Here is a 19,576-nt window from a genome sequence, read left to right as displayed (position 1 = left end):
TCAATGGAGAAAGGCAGCTATTCTGACATTCTGTCCGCAGATTCCTGCCCCGGCCTGCATTTTCTGATAAGGATAACAGAGGGGCTCATCCCGATCCTGGTTCCGACATCATCGAGCATCTTTTGGAACTCCTCCCGACTCACGACAATGCCCTTTCCCCCCTTGGGAGGATACGGGTCATTTAAGACTACCCGAGCATCTCCGATATCCGTCACCACAACCCAATGAGGAATATCCAACTGATGCACCACCCCCATGTGAACCAGTGCTACCGGGATTAAACCTTCGCTGCAGTACCGGGCAACCCGTTCAACCGTCAATCGCCCCTGCTCCACGGTCAGGCCGCGGCCCAGGGCGCGTTTCTTGTTCTCGGCAATCCCGAAAACTGCCAATTCCTCCTCTTCCGGTGTAAATTCACTTTCCTGCAGCCGTCGTCTCCACAAATCAGCGTCGATCATCCGCCTGCTTTGCGTCGCGAGGTGTACCTGATAACCGGCATCCAGCAGCGGGACGCTCATCCCGAAAGGGTCGGCGCCTCTTACTCCTATCATGTTGCACTGTCGCCACACCTCAAACTCCAGGGAGCGGTTCAGCTTCAGATGGGGGTCAAAATGCTTTAAAATCATCAGCACACAGGCGGGGCCGCAGGTGAATTCAGCGGTTTGGGCGTAGTAGGGTATTTTGAACATCATAGAATGCCTTCCTGTATTCTGAGAGCGCCGATCAATTTCTATTAACTCATTTTACTAGTATCGTCATATCATTCACAATAAATCAAGAAATTACGCGCGCCCGTCACCAGTGCGCCTGATTGCCGATGCGGTTTCCCATGACCTCCGCGGTATCGGAAATAACGACAAAGGCTTCAGCATCCTCCTCCCGGACTATGTTCTTCAGAACGGATAGCTCCTGAAAGGTAACAACCGTGTAGAGGATCCTCTTTTCCTTTTCCGAATACGCCCCCTGACCGTGCAGAATGGTAATTCCCCGCCCGATTTCCGCCAGGATTCGGGATTCTACCTTCTCCCAGCACGGCGTAACGATAAAAACCGCCTTTCTCTGGCTCAAACCGGTAACAACGAGGTCGACAATCTTCGTCGTCACATACAGATAAATCATTGTGTACAGCGCGTCTTCGAGGGAGAAGAAAAACGCGGCAGCGCCCAGAATAAGAGAGTTGAAGCCCAGAATGGTCGTTCCCAGGCGGATGGAAAAGCGGTTGTGAAGAATGACCGACAGGATGTCCGTGCCGCCGGCTGATCCCTGTGATTTCAGGATAATCCCGGAACCAAGGCCCTGAATCAGCCCGGCAAGCAACGCGGCAAGCAGTTTGTCATAGACCGGAACCGAGATTTGAACGAGAGAAACGGCTGTCGTGAAGATAATCATCCCGATTATGCTGTAGAGAAAAAACCGGCGGTTGACAAAGAACCAGCCGGCTATGAACAGGGGAATATTCAGCAGAAAATAGATCACGGCTACCGATAAAACCGGCCAGAGGTAGTGGCTCAGGATCGAAAAACCCACCACGCCGCCGCTGACAAAACCGCGGGGAATCAGTATCCCGTTGATCGCAATGCCGCAAAGAATGCCGCCTGCCGCCATCAGCAAAAGGTTCCAGCCGGCGGTCTTCAGAAATGACCAACTTACCTGCCAAGAAAAGCCCCTCATTGCCACTTGCCCCCGATTTTCCCGCGAGATACGCCCAAAGCCGCCTTTTTCCACGGAACCCTTTTAACATCAAGGGCCTCCTTTTTCAACGATATTGACGGCAATTGCAAAAGTGATGTTTTTCTTGACAACTTCCGGGTTTTCATAAAGAACTCAAATGCCGCAGGCGCCTGCGCTTCCCGACCGGGGGCTAAAATTGCCTGGGGAAAGGGTTGAAAGCCAATGCGAACGCCGCGCTGACCGCAGGCAGCGCAACCAGTGAGAAGCAGACTGTATAAGGAAGGTATAATTTCCCATGATCATCTATCTCAAGCTCATCCTGACCGCGATTTTCTGGGGGGGAACATTTGTTGCGGCAAGGGCTGTCTCGGGCCATATTGGACCGTTTACCGGATCGTTTGTGCGCTTTGCAGCGGCATCCCTATTTCTTGCATTGGCAGCGCTGCTCAAAGAAGGGCGCCTCCCCCGTCTGGAGAAACATCAGGTGTTTCCCGCCGTACTCCTCGGAATGACGGGGGTCTTTGCCTACAATGTCTTTTTCTTCAGCGGCCTGCAGACAATAACCGCCGGGCGGGCGTCGTTGATTGTGGCGATAAACCCTGTGCTGATTTCCCTTTTATCAGACCTGTTTTTTCATGAAAGGCTGCACACCGCCAAAATCGCCGGGGCCTTTTTATGCATATCCGGGGTAATACTGGTTGTCTCCCGGGGCAATCCCCTCTCCCTGTTTTCCGGGGGCATTGGCCGCGGTGAATTGTTTATCATGGGATGCGTCATCAGTTGGGTAGCCTACTCGCTGATCGGCAAGGCCATCATGAAGGATTTGGCCCCCTTCGCCGCGGTTCTCTATTCCTGCGCAATCGGCGCCGCGGCCTTATTTCCAATGGCTCTTAGGGAAAACCTGACAGAAAGAATAGGCGGATTCAGCATGAGCGATTGGTCGGCGCTTCTCTATCTTGCCTTCTTCGGCACGGTTATCGGATTTTACTGGTACTACGAAGGGATAGCGGCAATCGGCGCTGCCCGCGCCTCCGTTTTTATCAATCTCGTTCCGGTGAGCGGGGTCTTTCTCGGCTGGCTGCTCCTTGGAGAGCGCGTTAATCTTTCAATAGTCGCAGGCGCCGCTCTGGTCATAGGGGGCGTTTATCTGACAAACATGCCCCGGTTAAAGGCATAATTTTTAGGCAGGCTGAGCTTCAGACGGGCTAAGATTTTGAAAGTCATTGACATAGCACAACAAGACGTATAGAAATCAGACAAGGTTATCGAGTAACTTCACAAAAGGCACTCACCGATCAATGACCACCCCCATGGGCGTAGGTCGCCGATAAATAACAAGGAGGATAGAAAGACATGCAGGCTCTCTTCACATTAACATCTTCGGAAGCAAAAAGGCTGATCGGCAAGGCGGTTGCAGCTCTGCCGGAAATTCAGCAGGCGAAAGAAAACGGGTATCTTGTTGTCTCCCGCGGTTCGACAAACGCCTTCATCCTCGAAGAACTGCTCGGAGAAAAAATCGAAAAGGAAAGATACGCGGCAGGGATGGTTATAAAGGGGGTGCTTTGCGTTCTGGGACAGGGGCTGCGAACAAAACCCGTCGTCTTTCATAAAGGTGAAATACTGAACGTGGACCCGGGCGCCGTTATAGAAAAGATGACCCCCGGCGATCTCCTCTTGAAAGGGGCCAATGCAGTCGATCCCTACGGGAATGTCGGCGTTGCGATGGCGGGCAAGGGAGGCGGGACGATGGGACAGTTTTACATGGCGCTGAAGGCGATGGGTGTGGAAACGATCTACCCGGTCGGCCTGGAGAAGCTTATCCCCTCGGTGCCCGAAGCGGCCAAATACGGAGGAACGCTGAACCTGGATAAATCCATAGGCGCCGTTGTCGGCATGGCCTGCGTCTCCGACGGTCGCATCTTTACCGAAATCGAAGCGCTCGAGTCTCTCTTCGGCGTCGAGGCGATTCCTTTTGCAGCCGGCGGATGGGGGGGATCAGAAGGCGCCATTACGCTGATTGTCGAAGGGGCCGATGATGACGTAAACGCCTGCATGGAGTTCATCAGCGGCATCAAAGGAGAGCCGCCGCTCGCGGCCGTCAAGGGGGCCTGCAAGGATTGCGGCATAAAGTGCAGCTTTGCCGGCCTCGCAGACGATAAACTGCCTTCCTGGTTGAGATAAGGAAAGAACAATACAATGGGATCCTTTAAGGTCGCCACCTACAACGTTAATTCCATCAGGAGCCGTCTGCACATTGTCATTCCGTGGCTCCGGGGAAATTCTCCCGACGTCTTGTGCATGCAGGAAACGAAGGTGGAGGACAGCCAGTTTCCCGTTTCCGCCTTTGAGGAGGCCGGATACCAGGTGGTCTTCCGGGGCGCAAAAAGGTACAATGGCGTGGCTATCGCCTCCCGAATCTCACCCGTCGAGGTCATTCATGGCCTTGGCGATGACGGCCCCCCGGACGACGACCGGCTGGTCGCCGCCCGCTTTTCCGGGATTGTCGTCGTAAATTCCTACGTCCCGCAGGGCCGGGAAAAGGAATCCGTCCATTTCCGCTACAAGCTGGAATGGTTCAAACGGCTGGGGATTTTTTTTAACCATCGCTGGTCGCCGGATACTCCGCTTCTCTGGTGCGGCGATTTGAACGTTGCCCCTGAGGATATCGACGTTCACGATCCCAAGCGGCTTCTCGGCCATGTCTGCTTCACCCCCGAGGTATGGGAGGCGTACGGCGCCGTCCGGTCGTGGGGACTGGAAGACATTTACAGACGACATCATCCCGGCGAGGCGGGCCGCTACACCTTCTTCGATTATCGGGTCCCGAACGCAGTGCAACGCGGTCTGGGCTGGCGGATAGACCAAATTCTCGCTACCTCGCCGCTTGCCGCCCGTTCACTTTCCTGTGAGATAGACCTGAGTCCCCGCACCGCCGAAAAACCCTCCGACCACACGATCCTGGTGGCGGAATTTGCAAAAACATAGGAACGGCTAATGGACAATATTGATATCCTGAATATAAACAACGAAATAGCCATCAAATTCAGTAAATTGGAGAAGGATATCGTTGCCTGTGAAGGGATCGGGGAGCTCTTCGCGAAACTGGTTTTTGACAGCGCCGAGGCCTTCGACATACCGGCCGTCTGGATATCGCTTTTGCGCCTCCCCGAAACCTGGCCGATCGTCTATGCCCTGAATAACGAACCCGCGCTGAAAGACCGCCTGAACGTGATCGAACAGGCGTCTTTTTCCGAGCTCTGTCCGGAGGGCCCCACCCCTCTCTTGGCCTTTGTCGATGTCAAGGCCTTCTATCGCCTGATGCCGCCCAAGTTGAAGTTCATCATCCGCTCCATCGCCGTGGCGCCGATCAATTTGCACGGCTATACAATCGGAAGCATCAACCACGGGGATCCGTCCCCGGAACGCTACCGTCCCGGCATGGATACCACAATGCTCGAACATCTTATGGCCGTATTTTCACAGCGGCTTTCCGAACTCCTCATGCGGTAAATGGACTTCAATCCCAGGAAACTAAATGCCCCCAAAAACAGACAACAGAAACACCCCGCAAAAAAAGCCGGTTTTTCACTCCAGAAAACGTCGGGAAGAGTCCTCCCGACGTTTGGGCCATGAAAGGCCGCATCTCCGGATGAAACCGGAGGCAGAGCCGCTTTTGAAACCTATCTTTGCCAAAATAGGCAAGCCCCCTGCCGCCGAATTCCGCCCCGACCCCTTTCAACTGGAGGCAGTCGAGGCGATCCGGGAGGCGGACTGCCTCGTTACCGCCCCGACCGGCTCCGGAAAAACATGGATCGCCACCGAGGCGATGCGCGCCGTGTTCGCAAGCGGCAGCCGCTCCTGGTACGCCTCCCCTTTGAAGGCGCTCAGCAATTCCAAATGGGTGGAATTCGGTGAGCTTTTCGGAATGGAAAACGTCGGGATCGTAACCGGCGATACCAAAGAAAATACCGCCGCCCCCGTTATTGTCGGCACCACCGAAATACTGCGCAACCAGCTCTACGACGCAATGCACAGCGGGAAGGCCCTGAATTTCGACCTCGTCATCCTCGATGAGGCCCATTTCCTCGGCGATCGCGACCGGGGGGTCGTCTGGGAAGAGATCATGATCTACCTTCCGGCGCGCATCAACCTGTTATTGCTTTCGGCAACGATCGGCAACGCTGAAGAAATAGCCGGCTGGCTGTCCTCCATCAGAAACAAACCCTGTCGCGTGATCCGGGAGGTCAAGCGGCCGGTTCCGCTCTATCCCCTTTTTCTGCACCCCTCCGGCCGCCTGATGCCGCTGGTCGAGGGAAATCGCCTTTTCGCCAAGATCGATGAATTCGTCAACCAGCGCCATGGACGTTTGGAGCGGGGTCTGCCGAGTTTTGGCGAGATTCTGGAGGTGCTCGAACATCACCATCTGCTGCCGGCGATTTTTTTCCTTAAATCACGTTCCGAATGTGACGCCGCCCTCGCAATGTGTTCACCCGCGACCGACTCGTCCGATGGTTTTCAGCGCGACCTCGCCGCCAGTCTTGAGGGCGCTCCCTACCTTCAGAACCATCGGCAGCTCCATGAGCTCAAAACGGCCCGCGTCGCCGCCCATCATGGCGGACAGCTCCCCGCCTGGAAATTTTTTGTCGAAACAATGATGAAAAACGGTCACCTGCGGGCGATTTTTGCGACCTCAACGGTCGCCGCAGGGGTAAATTTCCCCGCCCGGACGATTGTCCTTCTGAACTCTGACCTCTTCAACGGCAGTGAGTTTTCCCCGCTGAGCGGCACGGAATTTCACCAGATGACCGGGCGGGCCGGAAGGCGCGGCCAGGATCGAATCGGCTTCATGCTGACCATTCCCGGACGCTTCATGGACATGATCCACGTGCGCAAGCTGCTCTCCCGCGAACCGGAGGCAATCGCAAGCCAGTTGCGCAGTGACTTCTCGATGGCTCTGAATCTGCTGCTTTCCCAGACGCCTGAGGACATTCGCAATATCTTTTCTCACTCCTTCGCTGCGTATCAACGGAAACAGGGGAGAAAAGAACAAGGCGAGCAACCTGATCTCTGGAGCGACTTCCAGCGCCACCTGAAGCTGCTTAAGGATGAAGGGTTCGTCGGCGGCGATGAGCGCCTGACCGAAAACGGAATCTGGGCCTCCAAATTGCGGCTCGACCAACCGCTCTTGATCGCCGAATGCCTGAGACAGGGCGTCCTGCCGCGGAACGACGTGTATCTCTTTGCCGCCACCATCGCCCCGTTCGTCTATGATGGCGATCAGGAGGCAACGTTAATAAAAAAGGACCTCCCCGGCCGGCTGACCCGCGCCTGCAACCGTGTTTTCAAGGCCGTTTCGCCCCTCTCGGAACGTCTGAAGGATCGCGATTTTCCTGTATCTACGCTGACGCTCTGGCCGGCGGTGATCATCTATGAATGGGCAATGGGCGGCGCTTGGGACAGAATAGTCAAGAGAACGGGGATCGCCGAAGGAGACCTGGCGATGCTGATCCTGCGGACAGCCGACAACCTCCGGCAGTTGATGTCGCTGCGCGATACGCACCCGGAAATCGCGGCGCTCGCAGCGGGGGCAAGGGAGGCAATCCTCCGCGAACCGGTGATTTTTTAATTTGTCACTTGACATCTCCCTGAACTGCATTGTATAAGCCCCGCTTTCCGGACGGCTGCGGATAGTCGGATTAATAAGACCAAGCCGATAAACATAGATTGTCCCCATCGTCTAGAGGCCTAGGACATCAGCCTTTCACGCCGGTAACCGGGGTTCGAATCCCCGTGGGGACGCCAATATGTACGAGGGGTTATAAACATAACCCCTCACCTTTTTCACCCGGACGCAAGTCCGGACACAAAACGCCCTCAGAGCTGCCATCTCTGGGGGTTTTTTTATCCATTAGTGAGGGCAGGCCCTGACATGAGAAAAACCTTACCGTCTATCATCCTCTTCCTTCTCATGTTCGTTCCCGTTGCAGATGCAGGCTTCAAGGAGGAACTCCGCATGGAAAACAGCCATTTCGTCATCCGTTACACGGCGGGCGACGAAGGGCTTGCTGGGAAGCTGAAGCGCGAATCCCTCCGAATCCGGGAGAGGGTCATCGCTGATATCGGCATGGATTTTACTGAAAAGACGGAGATACGTCTCTGCCCTACGCTGGAAACATTTCGGGAAGTCCAGCCGGGTGGGACCTCGGTTCCGCTCTGGAGCATTGGGGTTGCCTATTCCGCGGAGAATGTCATTGTCCTGCTTTCCCCTCGGGCAATCAAGGGGAGCAGGAGCGACGTCGTCGCTGTCTTTGCCCACGAGTTTAGCCACATAGCGCTGGGGCGAGCCCTCGCGGGGGTGACTGTTCCGACGTGGCTGAACGAGGGGCTGGCGATGTACGAGGCGCGGGAGTGGACCTTTTCCCGGACCTCCATCCTGACAAGGGCCGCCCTGATGGGCCGGCTCATACCGTTGCGTGTTCTCACCCTGTCGTTCCCCTCTGAGCAGGAGCCGGCAGAGCTGGCCTATGCAGAGGGCTTCATGTTTGTCTCCTTTCTCATCAACAAGTTGGGGCAGGAGGCCTTCCAGCGGCTGATCCGGGACTACACCCGTTACGGGGATCTCGAGGGGGCGCTCCGGCGGGGGACCGGAATGAACATCGCCGCTCTGGAGGAACATTGGTTAGTCTATCTGAAGCTCCGCGTCTCCTGGATCCCGATCATCACGAGCGTTTCGACGTTCTGGTTCATTGCGGCGCTCATCTTCGTTTACGGGTACGCACGGAAAAAGCGACAGGCAAAACTGCGCCTGAAAGAAATGGAGACGGAAGAGGAATCAGAAGAGTGGCCTCCCAGCGGCTGAGCAACGAGCCGGATTGCGGCTACTGCTCAATCTCCATGATCTTTATGCCCTTGCTCCAACCTGATTTACCAGTTCTGACATTTCTGCATGACTGGCTATGCTGGAGCTGGAAGACAATCTTTCCCTGATATTCGCCATCCGGCTGAATCCTGTATCCGAGTATTGTTCCTCCATAAAACGATGGATCCTGACGCTTTTTGTGAAAATAGATTTTGCCGCCAACCAATTTTTTCGCTTGATCATCAGCCACTCCCCACGAACCGCTTTCCCATACGTTGTCATTCAGCTTTACAAAGTGGTTCAACGGTTCAACCAAATGGATATTCATTTTACCCTCCTTCACAGACCGGCACAAAAGCAAATGCCCTTCATTTTCCTCCGTCAAAAAACAAAAAGCCCCGTCACATCATAAGAGACAGGGCCTGGAAGTCATTTTCACTTCCCTATTTGGGAAGCACAATTATTCAGCATTATTAGCCAATCAGTATGTTGGTTAAAGCGTACTCCCATTCTAAACAAAGTCAAGGGATATTATCCCTCAAAAATCAGCTTCGCTCAGATGGCAAACAATCACTCTGGCATATAAGTTCCTCGGTTGGCGGGATGAACGGCTTACGCTGTCATGTTTTCCTCATCAGTGTCCGGATTCTTCAGGGGTAAATCTTGATAGATATCCATAATTATTTCTTTAAAAGTTTCAGGCGCCATAACTACACCCCAACCTTTCTGGGCTTGATAGATTCCATCGTATGCTGAATCGTGATAGCTCTTTATGCGATGAGGAATGTCTCGCTCGGTAAGAATAGAATCGAGAAGCTTTGCTTCAATTTCGTTATCCAAGATCAAAATCTTATTCACAGTTCCTCCTGCGGTTCCTCATGTTCGGAAAGGGCTGGCCGGTATTCCAGCAAAGTAGGGGAAGCCGACGACGAACCACCTATAACCTCCGCAAGTTCATCCACGTATTTCTTCAACTGCTGCGCCTGCGCATTCATTTCCTCCGCGGTTGCGGCCGACTCCTCGGCATTGGCCGCTGTGCGCTGTGTAACCTTGTCCATCTCCGATACCGCGGTGTTTACCTGGCCGATCCCGTTATCTTGTTCTTGGGAGGCAGCGGCAATTTCCTCCACCAGCTGATTGATCTTCCGTGATATATCCGCGTTAGCGCTAAAAGCCGCCTGCGTGGCAATGGTGATCTCGTTGCCATTTTTGACGGCCTTGATCGTTTTCTCAATCAAATCGCTGGTAGTTTTTGCCGCCTCCGCCGACCTTAACGCCAAAGACCGAACCTCGTCGGCAACGACTGCAAAACCTGCCCCGGCCTCACCTGCACGCGCCGCCTCGACCGCCGCATTAAGTGCCAGAAGGTTCGTCTGAAAGGCAATCTCGTCGATGGTCTTGATGATCTTCCCAGTCTCCTCACTCGACTTCGTGATCTGACCGATTGCCTCAGTCAGACGCGCCATCTGGTTATTTGCTTTTTCAACTACCCCTCTCGCCTCATCCATCATTTTCTTGGCCTGATTTGCGTTATCAGCATTCTGCCTTGTCATTGACGACATCTCCTCGAGGGACGCAGCCGTCTCCTCAAGAGATGACGCCTGTTGAGATGCCCCCTCAGCCAGATGCTGACTTGATGCCGAAACCTCATTTGACGCTGAAGCCACTTGCTCAGCACCCTCTCTTAGCCCTGTAACGATTCGATTTATGGGACGGGTTATTGCGATGCTCAGGAAAATCCCCAGTAGCGCTGCAGCAATTACGTTGAGAAGCGTTAAAGAAATAGATAGATAACTCGATGCTTTAGCCATAGAGTCGTTGCTATCCGCTGTTTTTTTGGCTTCCGATACGCCTGAATCAAAGAGTTTTGCGATTGCACCGGTAAGCTGCCTGGCAGCAAGTAACCCTTCAGTCTGGAGAATCCCCGAGGCAAGCTCCGCTGAATTCGAGTTAATGTAATTGGTCATTTTGTCTATTGACTTTTCATAAGCCGCCAAGCCAATTTTTAATTCCCCGAAAAGTTTTTTTCTTTCTCCCGCCGGGAAAGCCGCTTCGATCTTTTTGATGCTCGCATCGTTTTCCTCCCTGAGCCTCTGGATGCGTGCCATCATTTCTTTACGCCGGTCTTCATTCATTTCTGGAATAGCATCGCGGAAAAGAACCCTTATTTCCTGAAAATTCATCCCAACCGAGCCAACGTAGGTCAGCGGAACCGTATTAAAGGAATAGAGCTCCTGATCTGCCTTCGTGATTTTCCTGGTATAAACAACTGATACAGCGCCAACTATCCCCGAAATTAGGGCAACGAGCAAAAAACCGACTATGATCTTTACGCTTATTTTGATTTTTTTCATTCCTGTCTCCCTTCGCTGCTAAACAGTTGTTTTTCAAGTAGCATTATAGAGTCACGATGCAACTCAAATATAAATCTCAGGGGCCCGCCTTCCCAAAAGACTTTCCCTTTCAGCGTAGAATCCCGAACTGCCCCATTATGGTAATCTGTTCGAACAGAACCATAATACTTGACTTATTGCACTGCCATAAGTGGAATTTTTCCGACCGCAATCAATCGATGATCTATTGAACAATGCGCATATATTATACTTTATCTATGTTTTTTTGTTAAAATATAAATGAACGTATGTCAAGAGTAAATATAAATTTATTGCACCTTAACTTTATCCACCGAGGGTCGCTTTGGCTCCTTCCCGCAATTCTTCTTTCTCTATTCTTTCGTTTTATGCTATTGGTGAGTCGTCAAGGTTTTAAGCGCTATGACAACGTCGGGAAACCAAGCGGCAAAAGTGAAAGACATCAAGCTAAAGTATCGGGGAAAACAGGCCTGCTTGCCTCAAAAACATGACCAGCCTCTCTGAGATGCACAAACGCCTTGCGAGCGTCGCCGGGCTCCTCTTCTTCACTCTCTTAGCCGGAACAGCCGGCTACAGCATCATCGAAGACTGGGCGCCTTTCGATGCGCTCTACATGACGGTGATCACGCTCGCCACAGTGGGCTACGGGGAGACGCACCCCCTCACCTCCGCAGGCCGGGTTTTCACCTTGTTTCTTATTTTGAGCGGCGTGAGCATCGTCGCCTACGCGTTTTCGACGCTCACCTCCATCATCGTGGAGGGGCAGCTGTCCGTTGTGCTAAAAAGGAGGCGTATGGAGAGGGAGATCGCAAGGCTTTCCGGTCACTACATCGTTTGCGGCGCGAGCCATTCCGCCCGAGTGATCATGGATGAGCTGGAAAAAACGGGGAGAACTTTCGTCGTGGTCGAACAGGACAGGGAGACCGTAGAGAGGCTAATCGCTGACGGCATCAAGGTTGTGGAAGGGGATGCGACGGAGGAGGAAACCCTGAAGCGCGCCGGGGTGATGAAGGCGACCGGAATCTTCGCTGTACTATCCACTGACCAGTACAACGCCTTTTTGGCGCTAACCGCCAAGGGCCTCAATCCCAATATCCGAGTAGTCAGCACCCAGAGAGAGCTGACGGTGCGTCAGCAGCTCCTGCGGAGCAGCGCCGACAATGTCATCAATCCCCAGTACATCGGCGGACTGCGCATGGTTTCCGAGATGGTCCGCCCGGCGACGGTCGGCTTTCTGGATGCCATGATGCGGGAACGGGACAGCGTCGTCCGGTTCGATGAGGTTGCCGTCCCGGAAGGCTCTCCCTTTGTGGGAAGGCCAGTCCGCGACGTGAAAGGGGCCGAGGGCCATGCGCCCCTCCTTGTGGCGGTGTTAGAACAAGCGACAGGCAAGTACGATATCAATCCGGACTCCGGACGTCCCATCAAAGCAGGCGACCGGCTCGTCATGATCGGAGAGTCGGCGCAGCTCTTCGAGCTGAGGAAGCGTATTGAGATAGCCGCAAAGCCTTGAACGGCTGCAAAACCTTCTATACGATGATCGAGGTGCATCAGCTATGGAAATTGTAAGGGAACTCATTGCCTCTTGTCAAAACCGCCCAAAAAAAATATTGAACGCTCGCTTTCTTTTAATTTCCCTTGCTCTCCTTTTTTATTTTCCAGCCTTCGCCGGCATTGCCGATGCTTCCGTCCTGCCGAAAGAAATTACGGTGGTCTGCGACGACAATTACCCGCCTTTTATTTTTCGCGACGAAAAAGGTCGTCTTCAGGGCATTCTGGTGGATGAATGGCATCTCTGGGCAGAAAAAACGGGAACCAAAGTGAACCTGCGGGGGATGGACTGGGGTCTGGCCCAAAAGACGATGGCCGAAGGAAACGCCGACGTGATCGATACAATTTTCTTTACCGAAGAGAGGGCTAAAACTCTTGCCTTCTCGGCCCCCTACGCATCACTCGACGTCCCGATATTTTTTCACAAGGATATCAGCGGGCTCAAGGATGTCAATTCTTTGCACGGCTTCACAGTCGGGGTCAAGGCCGGCGACGCCTGCATCGATTTTTTGAAACGGCACGGCATCCAGACGCTGCGGGAATACCCCAGTTACGAAAGCATCGTCCGGGACGCGGCAGCGCAAAAAATCAAGGTCTTCTGCATTGACGGGCCTCCCGCCCATTATTACCTCTACAAACTGAACATCGAACAGCAGTACCGGCAGACCACCCCTCTTTATACCGGTCAGTTCCACCGCGCGGTTCACAAGGAGCGCAAGGCTCTTCTAACCGCTATTGAAGCGGGTTTTGCAAAGATTTCGGTTAAGGAGCGCGAGAAAATTGAAAAAAGATGGCGCGGGTCGGCGGTCTCCAAGCCATATCTTGCATACCTTTTTTATCTGATCGGAGGCCTCGTTATCCTGGGGGTTATCCTGCTGCTCTGGAATTACATCCTCCATCGGAAAGTGACCCAGAAAACTTTGCAACTGCAAGAGACAATTGACAATCTTGAAAAAAGCGAAGGCAAATATAAAGAACTGTTTGAAAGCATACCAGACGCCTTTTACCGAACAGACAATGAAGGGTTATTAGTCGCCGTCTCTCCCTCCGCAGAACAAATATTTGGATATGTCATTGAGGAAAGCTTAGGAAAAAATCTTGGCGATTTTTATGTGAATCCCGGAGAGCGGGATCACTTTCTTTCTATCTTACGCGAGCAGGGAGAGGTCAAGGGGCATGAGGCGCCCATGCGGGCGAAAGACGGTTCGACGGTATGGGTGTCCACCAATGCCCAATTTTACCGGGATAAACAGGGAAATATCCTTGGCGTCCAGGGTATTGCGCGCGATATAACCGAACGTAAACGGGCGGAAGAAGAAAATCGCAGTCTGAAGGAACGCCTGCAGCGGGCGGAGAAAATGGAGGCCCTGGGTACCTTGGCAGGCGGGGTCGCCCACGATCTCAACAATGTCCTCGGCGTTATCGTCGGCTATTCCGAGTTGCTCCTCGAAAGCGTGGATAAATCAAGCCCCCTCCGGCATAGTGTACAAAATGTGATGAACGGGGGCATGAAGGCGGCGGCGATCGTTGACGACCTGCTGACCTTAGCCAGAAGGGGGGTCCAGGGCCGCAGCATCGTTAATCTCAACCAGATTGTCGCCGACTGCAATAAGTCGCCGGAGCTTGAAAATCTCTCTGCCCACCATCTCGCGGTGAAGATCCAAAGCGACCTGGGAGCAAATCTCCTGAACATCTCCGGATCTCCCCTGCATCTCGGAAAAACCATCTATAACCTGATTTCCAATGCCGTTGAAGCGATGCCGACGGGCGGCATAGTTTCCATCAAAACGAGGAATCAGTATCTGGATAAACCGCTTCAGGACTATGACAATATCCAGGAGGGAGACTATGTTGCCCTTTCCGTATCCGATACCGGGGAAGGCATCGCCAAAGCTGATCTAAGACGCATCTTTGAGCCCTTTTATACGAAGAAGATCATGGGCAGAAGCGGCACCGGTCTGGGGCTGGCCGTGGTCTGGGGAACCGTGAAGGACCACAACGGCTACATCAACGTGCAGAGTGAAGCGGGAAAGGGCAGCGTCTTTACCCTCTATTTTCCGGTGACGCGGGAAGAAATCTCAACTGAAGCCTCCGCCGCGACCGTTTCCGAATACATGGGCAAAGGGGAAACCATTCTGGTGATGGATGACGTAAAAGAGCAGCGCGAGCTGGCGTCAAATATGCTAAAGACGCTTAACTACCAAGTCGCGAGCGCTGCCAGCGGCGAAGACGCGGTAGCTTATATCAAAGAGCACGAAGTGAATCTGCTCGTTCTGGACATGATCATGGACCCAGGCATGGACGGATTGGATGCCTATAAAAGCATCCTCACAATCCGCCCTCAGCAGAGAGCGGTTATCGTGAGCGGCTTTTCCGAATCAGAGCGGGTACTTGCCGCAAAAAAACTCGGCGCGGGCGCTTACGTAAGAAAACCCTATATCAAGGAAAAACTGGGCCTGGCGGTAAGAAAAGAATTGGACAGGCCCGGGTAAAAGAAGGGGCCAAATTTATTGTCATCCCTGCATTGCGGGAGAACCGCCATTATCCATTGCGCTCCCTGCCGCGCCGATCAAATCATGAGTTTTCCTCTTCCTCTGCATCGGCGATTACATCATCGGCGTCTGCCGTCGGCATCTCTTCCACCGCCTTCAGCCTTCGGCCGATCGCCCGCGATCGGGTCTGCGCCTGCTCGATCGTCTCCGACGCCTCGTGGATCTTCTTTTGCACCCGGGAAAGGATCTCCCCGTATTTAGACCACTCCGTCTTCACCGCCGCGAGCAGTCGCCATACTTCCGCCGACCGCTGCTGGATCGCCAGCGTTCGGAAACCCGCCTGCAAGCTGCTGAGGAGCCCCCAGAGGGTTGTCGGGCCGGCAATCGCCACCCGGAATTCCCGCTGCAACAGTTCGACCAGACCACTGCGGCGGATCACCTCGGCAAAAAGACCCTCCGTCGGCAGAAACATGATTGCAAAGTCGGTCGTTTGCGGCGGACTCAGATACTTTCCCGCAATGTCGGCGGCACAGCGCCGGACGCTGATTTCCAATTGTTTTCCAGCAGCTTCTGCGGCTTCGGCGTTGCCCTCCTGCTGGGCGTCAACAAGTCGCTGGTAGTCCTCAAGGGGAAATTTCGCATCGATCGGGAGCCAGACAATCTCATTTTTGTCATCGCTTTGCCCAGGCAGCCTGATCGCGAATTCAACCCGTTCTCCTCCCCCCTTTGTGGCCACATTGGCGGAGTACTGATTCGGGGCGAGCGCCTGCTCCAGCATCGCCCCCAGTTGCACCTCGCCCCACGTCCCCCGCACCTTGACGTTCGTCAGGGCCTTTTTCAAATCGCCGACACCGGCGGCCAGGGACTGCATCTCACCCAAACCCCGGGAGACTTGATCGAGACGCTCTCCAACCTGCTTGAATGACTCGCCCAGCCTCTTTTCCAGGGTTCCCTGGAGCTTTTCGTCCACGGTCTCCCGCATCCGCTCGAGCTGCCGGGCGTTGTCCTCCTGAATTGTCCCTAAACGCCTCTCCACCGCTTCCCGGAGCAGCGTGAGCTTCTGCTCGGTTGTCTGCGTTAACGTGTCGAAATGACCATACAGCGTATCTCCGACCCCTTTGAGCGTGCCTGCCATCTCCTCCCGCGCTTGCCGAAGCGCCCGGAGCGTCTCCTCGCGATTTCGACCGAGCTCGACGCCTACGGCGCGCTCGGCCCGCTCCGACAACTGTGAAAGCAGGAGGAGTTCCTGTCTGAGACTGACAATTTCTCTGGAGACTTTACGAAAAAGCAGAAAAAACAAAACGAGGATGATTAAAAACAACCCCGCGCCACTTATGAGCATCAAATCCTGCATAATCTTTTCATCACCGCCGTTTTAATGAATTCTCTGGCTGCAATCCCAAACAAGCAAGGGGGACAGCCAGGTTATTTTCAATCTGCCGGTCGGTCAGGCGTCTCGCCTGACTTGTTTTCACACTTCTTTGTGACGGCGCGCCACCGTGGCTGTTTCATCTTTTCGTCATGCGCCGCACTACCCAGCGGATAAGAAACACCAGTGCAACCACGATAAAGGCAAATAACGCGACGGCGCTCCCGGTGATCCAGCCGGCGCCCTCCAGGAGGCGGACGGGTTTCCACGACGGCGCAGAAACGCCCCGCCGGTCAGGATTCCGGTATTCTATCGGCAGTTCCCCTACCCCATCCTTGTTGCTGTCCGGCAGCGATTGGAAATAGAAAGTCAGAGCCGCCCATTCCTTCAGTTCCTGAACGCCGGTTTTTTCGGCATCTGCGTCTATTCTCAGCAGTTTCATATCTGATACCGGCTTTCCGGCTGCGTCCTTCGGCGTCAGTTTTATCAAACCGTGCGACGCCCGGGTCACAAACCCGAGCATTCCCGCCGTATAGGCATTCACGCAGATGCGGTAGAGCTTGCCGGCAACAAGCGGAACGAAGGCGCCGTTTTCGTCCTGGACGGCGATCGAGACTACGCGGTCAAAAGGGACGCGGTGCGGATTCCAGGAAAACCTGACGCCGGAGACCTGCATATAGGCGTCGGGCTTCAGCGACGCTATCGTCGGCTGCACCTCGAGCATGCTGGCGATCTCTTTTCCGGTCAGATAAACCGACAGGAGCGGGTAGCCGGGCCGGTCGTCCATCCCCAGTCCCAGGGGCAAAACCTTAAAGACATCGGCAACACTGATTTTTCCTGTCAGAAAGGTATCCCTTATCTGGCCGTCGGTGGTCAGCGCGATATCAATATGCCGGTAATTTTTACCCTCCGCCTGCCGCACCGAAAAACGAAAGGCGTCCGCGATCATGTTCCCGATCCCGTTTTCCTTAAGCCTTGTCTGGTGATAGGCGGGAGAGGTCATATCGTAAGCGGTTTCGGCGACTATCTGGTCATGACTAAAATTGAACGAAGCGAAATACCGCTGATCGACCAGTTTTTTAAAGATCTCAATTTTTCCGGCAATCGCCTTGTCCTCCGGAATCTCGGCTGAAGTTTTCTCCAAACGATAGGAAGCGATGACGACGCCCGTTTCCCGGGAAATGTCGAGCTCAAGCGCCCCGAGATAGGCGCCGTAACTCCCTGACGAGACTATTATCGTCTTGCCGACGACTATCGGTTGCGGCAGGGTCGTATGGGTGTGACCGCTGATGACGACATCAATCCCGGGAACCTTTTCCGGCAGGAGCTCGTCCTCGGAATGCGACTTCACAGACTTTGTCCCGGAGTGGGAGAGGCAGACGACCAGATCAACCTTTTCCCTGGTGCGGAGAAGTTCAACCATTGCCCGGCTGCGCTCCACCGGGTCGGCGAAATAGACAGGCTTCGCAAAGGGCGTGTCATCCGCGGCGTCGCGCCCCATTATCGCGAAAAATCCAATCCGGATTCCGTTTATTTCTAAAACATTGTACTCGGAAACGGGGTATTCACCAAAGGCAGCCTGCAGGTCGTCGTCCCGGTTGTCATCTTTGGCAAACACCACATTGGAGGCGACAAGCGCCGGCAGCCGGCTTCCCATGGAGCGGGCTGACCGGAGCATCGCGGCCAGTCCCGCCGGGCGAAAGTCGTAGTCGTGATTGCCCAGCGCAGCAACATCGTATCCCATCTCCCCCATCAGGCGCAGCTCCAGGGCCTCCTCGCGAAACTCCGTATGAAAAGCCGTCCCCATCGAGAGATCACCCGCATCAACAAGAATGCTGCACCCGGCCGCCTTTGCCCGTTCGCGCCCGATCAGGGTTGCCAGACGCGCGTAGCCGCCCTGCGTTTTGCGGCCGCCGTTTTCAGGAACAATATCAGGGAGAAAGTGGGAATGGAGATCATGGGTAAACAGGATGGTCAGTTTCTTTGCCTCTTTGCCCGGCAAACCGGCATCCCCGTAAAGCGCGCCGGGAAAAAATGGCTGGACAAGAAATAAAATCAACAGGACGATCAATAAACCGCATCTTTTCATGGCTTTTCTCTTTTCTGCCAATAATTGCCGCAAGGTAACTACTCAGGTTGTTTAGACTGATAGCGCAACTCCCTTAGAGATGCAACTGCGATTTTAAGAAAACGGAGAAACTAAGGGCCTGCCCACAAATAACATGGACAAGATTGCGCTCAGATTTGGGTTAGATTTGGTTGCGGCGATTGAACAAAACCGCAGACGTAGCAACGCTACGTTGAGGATTTTGTGATTGAGCCACAGCCAAAGATGGCCCAAAGATGAGATGCAAGATGTTCAGGTTATTTGTGGACAGGCCCTAAGTCTGACTTTCACGCGCACGTCCTTCCACTATGTCCTTCCATTATGTCATTGACAGAACTTAACAGCGACCCTATACTACACTGGTTTTTTACAAAAGAGGGAAAGTCAGGACGGAGTCTGCCATCGCCCGTCCGGATGCGTGCAGGATGAACCAGAAAATTTTTAACCGGCGTTACGGGGGAAAACGGGAAAAAGCATGATAGATCTTCTTTTCAATTTTATCGACATCTTCCTGCACTTGGACAGGCATCTGGCCGATGTCCTGCAGTATTTCGGGAGCTGGACATACCTTGTCATCTTTCTTATCATCTTCTGCGAGACCGGCCTGGTCGTGACACCGATACTTCCCGGCGACTCGCTGCTCTTCGGCCTCGGCGCCTTCGCCGCCAACCCCTACCTGAAGGGACCTCTGACCGTGGAGTTGCTCTTTATCATCCTTTCCCTCGCCGCGATCGCCGGCGATTCAGTGAATTATGCAATCGGCCACTACCTTGGGCCCAAGGTGTTTCAGAAAGCGGACGGCCGTTTCTTCAAGAAGGCTTATCTCGAAAAGACCCATCAGTTTTATGAAAAACACGGCGGGAAAACGATCATCATTGCCCGCTTCATGCCGATTATCCGAACCTTTGCCCCGTTCGTCGCGGGCATCGGGCGGATGAGCTATTCCCGATTCATCTCCTATAACGTAATCGGCGGCATCTCGTGGATTTCCCTGTTCATTTTCGGGGGCTATTTCTTTGGAAACATCTCTTTTGTAAAAGACAACTTCACGCTGGTTATAATCTCGATAATCATCATCTCCGTACTGCCCGGGGCGATTGAGTATTTCCGGCAGCGGCGCAAAACAGCATGAAAAATAAATATGAGGCTACCCCT

At 53.9% G+C, this 19,576-nt stretch carries 16 protein-coding genes and 1 tRNA gene; 10 read left to right on the top strand and 7 right to left on the bottom strand.

What is annotated here, in order from left to right:
* Positions 1 to 17: 17 nt before the first annotated feature.
* Together M0P74_03125 and M0P74_03120 are read right to left on the bottom strand one after the other, a co-directional pair.
* The gene (locus M0P74_03125; protein MCK9362582.1) at positions 18 to 692 is read right to left on the bottom strand and encodes a peptidase C39 family protein; all 675 of its coding nucleotides are present in this window, start codon (positions 690 to 692) and stop codon (positions 18 to 20) included.
* Between the two features lie 103 nt (positions 693 to 795).
* Complete coding sequence (locus tag M0P74_03120; protein MCK9362581.1) at positions 796 to 1,671, bottom strand: YitT family protein; 876 nt, start codon at positions 1,669 to 1,671, stop codon at positions 796 to 798.
* Between the two features lie 295 nt (positions 1,672 to 1,966).
* Here M0P74_03120 and M0P74_03115 point away from each other — a divergent pair, with 295 nt between their 5' ends.
* From M0P74_03115 to M0P74_03085, 7 genes are all read left to right on the top strand, one after another.
* Positions 1,967 to 2,848, top strand: coding sequence for a DMT family transporter (locus M0P74_03115; protein ID MCK9362580.1), 882 nt, complete (start codon positions 1,967 to 1,969; stop codon positions 2,846 to 2,848).
* A gap of 176 nt (positions 2,849 to 3,024) precedes the next feature.
* Positions 3,025 to 3,852, top strand: a complete 828-nt coding sequence (locus M0P74_03110; protein ID MCK9362579.1) for a hypothetical protein — start codon at positions 3,025 to 3,027, stop codon at positions 3,850 to 3,852.
* 15 nt (positions 3,853 to 3,867) lie between these two features.
* Positions 3,868 to 4,656, top strand: coding sequence for an exodeoxyribonuclease III (gene xth / locus M0P74_03105; protein ID MCK9362578.1), 789 nt, complete (start codon positions 3,868 to 3,870; stop codon positions 4,654 to 4,656).
* Positions 4,657 to 4,665: 9 nt separating this feature from the next.
* A complete protein-coding gene (locus M0P74_03100; GenBank protein ID MCK9362577.1) occupies positions 4,666 to 5,181 on the top strand; it encodes a DUF484 family protein in 516 nt (171 codons plus the stop codon).
* 25 nt (positions 5,182 to 5,206) lie between these two features.
* Positions 5,207 to 7,297 carry a DEAD/DEAH box helicase gene (locus M0P74_03095; GenBank protein MCK9362576.1) on the top strand — a complete coding sequence of 697 codons (2,091 nt, stop codon included), beginning with the start codon at positions 5,207 to 5,209 and terminating at the stop codon, positions 7,295 to 7,297.
* A 100-nt stretch (positions 7,298 to 7,397) separates the two neighbouring features.
* Positions 7,398 to 7,473 (top strand) — tRNA-Glu (locus tag M0P74_03090).
* A 127-nt stretch (positions 7,474 to 7,600) separates the two neighbouring features.
* Positions 7,601 to 8,530: a peptidase MA family metallohydrolase gene (locus tag M0P74_03085; GenBank protein MCK9362575.1), complete on the top strand. Its 930-nt coding sequence runs from the start codon at positions 7,601 to 7,603 to the stop codon at positions 8,528 to 8,530.
* Between the two features lie 19 nt (positions 8,531 to 8,549).
* Here M0P74_03085 and M0P74_03080 read toward each other — a convergent pair whose 3' ends face one another.
* From M0P74_03080 to M0P74_03070, 3 genes are all read right to left on the bottom strand, one after another.
* Complete coding sequence (locus tag M0P74_03080; GenBank protein ID MCK9362574.1) at positions 8,550 to 8,858, bottom strand: hypothetical protein; 309 nt, start codon at positions 8,856 to 8,858, stop codon at positions 8,550 to 8,552.
* A gap of 284 nt (positions 8,859 to 9,142) precedes the next feature.
* Entirely contained in the window at positions 9,143 to 9,388 is a 246-nt protein-coding gene (locus M0P74_03075; GenBank protein MCK9362573.1) for a hypothetical protein, read from the bottom strand.
* Positions 9,385 to 10,884: a methyl-accepting chemotaxis protein gene (locus tag M0P74_03070; GenBank protein MCK9362572.1), complete on the bottom strand. Its 1,500-nt coding sequence runs from the start codon at positions 10,882 to 10,884 to the stop codon at positions 9,385 to 9,387. The genes M0P74_03075 and M0P74_03070 overlap by 4 nt, the downstream gene beginning before the upstream one ends.
* A 523-nt stretch (positions 10,885 to 11,407) precedes the next feature.
* On the opposite strand from M0P74_03070, the gene M0P74_03065 reads away from it, so the two are divergent.
* Both M0P74_03065 and M0P74_03060 read left to right on the top strand, forming a co-directional pair.
* The gene (locus tag M0P74_03065; GenBank protein ID MCK9362571.1) at positions 11,408 to 12,415 is read left to right on the top strand and encodes an NAD-binding protein; all 1,008 of its coding nucleotides are present in this window, start codon (positions 11,408 to 11,410) and stop codon (positions 12,413 to 12,415) included.
* A gap of 43 nt (positions 12,416 to 12,458) precedes the next feature.
* Positions 12,459 to 14,945 (top strand): transporter substrate-binding domain-containing protein, encoded by a 2,487-nt coding sequence (locus tag M0P74_03060; GenBank protein MCK9362570.1) that lies wholly within the window; start codon positions 12,459 to 12,461, stop codon positions 14,943 to 14,945.
* Between the two features lie 82 nt (positions 14,946 to 15,027).
* Here the strand turns inward: M0P74_03060 and M0P74_03055 are convergent, their stop codons facing one another.
* Both M0P74_03055 and M0P74_03050 read right to left on the bottom strand, forming a co-directional pair.
* Positions 15,028 to 16,299 (bottom strand): DNA recombination protein RmuC, encoded by a 1,272-nt coding sequence (locus M0P74_03055; protein ID MCK9362569.1) that lies wholly within the window; start codon positions 16,297 to 16,299, stop codon positions 15,028 to 15,030.
* A 154-nt stretch (positions 16,300 to 16,453) separates the two neighbouring features.
* Positions 16,454 to 18,403, bottom strand: coding sequence for a bifunctional metallophosphatase/5'-nucleotidase (locus M0P74_03050; protein MCK9362568.1), 1,950 nt, complete (start codon positions 18,401 to 18,403; stop codon positions 16,454 to 16,456).
* Positions 18,404 to 18,896: 493 nt separating this feature from the next.
* Between M0P74_03050 and M0P74_03045 the strand changes: the two genes are divergently transcribed.
* A complete protein-coding gene (locus M0P74_03045; GenBank protein MCK9362567.1) occupies positions 18,897 to 19,553 on the top strand; it encodes a DedA family protein in 657 nt (218 codons plus the stop codon).
* Positions 19,554 to 19,576 lie beyond the last annotated feature (23 nt).

Source organism: Syntrophales bacterium, from assembly GCA_023229765.1.
Classification (GTDB): Bacteria; Desulfobacterota; Syntrophia; order Syntrophales; family UBA5619; genus DYTH01.
Note: the sequence above shows the minus strand (reverse complement) of the source record. Positions and strands in the feature narration are given on the sequence as shown.

Excerpts from the sequence above, each read along its gene's own strand:
- M0P74_03045 (MCK9362567.1), top strand. The coding sequence starts at position 18,897 with ATGATAGATCTTCTTTTCAATTTTATCGACATCTTCCTGCACTTGGAC.
- xth (MCK9362578.1), top strand. The coding sequence starts at position 3,868 with ATGGGATCCTTTAAGGTCGCCACCTACAACGTTAATTCCATCAGGAGC.
- M0P74_03120 (MCK9362581.1), bottom strand. The coding sequence starts at position 1,671 with ATGAGGGGCTTTTCTTGGCAGGTAAGTTGGTCATTTCTGAAGACCGCC.
- M0P74_03115 (MCK9362580.1), top strand. The coding sequence starts at position 1,967 with ATGATCATCTATCTCAAGCTCATCCTGACCGCGATTTTCTGGGGGGGA.
- M0P74_03100 (MCK9362577.1), top strand. The coding sequence starts at position 4,666 with ATGGACAATATTGATATCCTGAATATAAACAACGAAATAGCCATCAAA.
- M0P74_03070 (MCK9362572.1), bottom strand. The coding sequence starts at position 10,884 with ATGAAAAAAATCAAAATAAGCGTAAAGATCATAGTCGGTTTTTTGCTC.
- M0P74_03125 (MCK9362582.1), bottom strand. The coding sequence starts at position 692 with ATGATGTTCAAAATACCCTACTACGCCCAAACCGCTGAATTCACCTGC.
- M0P74_03060 (MCK9362570.1), top strand. The coding sequence starts at position 12,459 with ATGGAAATTGTAAGGGAACTCATTGCCTCTTGTCAAAACCGCCCAAAA.
- M0P74_03065 (MCK9362571.1), top strand. The coding sequence starts at position 11,408 with ATGCACAAACGCCTTGCGAGCGTCGCCGGGCTCCTCTTCTTCACTCTC.
- M0P74_03080 (MCK9362574.1), bottom strand. The coding sequence starts at position 8,858 with ATGAATATCCATTTGGTTGAACCGTTGAACCACTTTGTAAAGCTGAAT.
- M0P74_03110 (MCK9362579.1), top strand. The coding sequence starts at position 3,025 with ATGCAGGCTCTCTTCACATTAACATCTTCGGAAGCAAAAAGGCTGATC.
- M0P74_03050 (MCK9362568.1), bottom strand. The coding sequence starts at position 18,403 with ATGAAAAGATGCGGTTTATTGATCGTCCTGTTGATTTTATTTCTTGTC.
- M0P74_03095 (MCK9362576.1), top strand. The coding sequence starts at position 5,207 with ATGCCCCCAAAAACAGACAACAGAAACACCCCGCAAAAAAAGCCGGTT.
- M0P74_03055 (MCK9362569.1), bottom strand. The coding sequence starts at position 16,299 with ATGCAGGATTTGATGCTCATAAGTGGCGCGGGGTTGTTTTTAATCATC.
- M0P74_03085 (MCK9362575.1), top strand. The coding sequence starts at position 7,601 with ATGAGAAAAACCTTACCGTCTATCATCCTCTTCCTTCTCATGTTCGTT.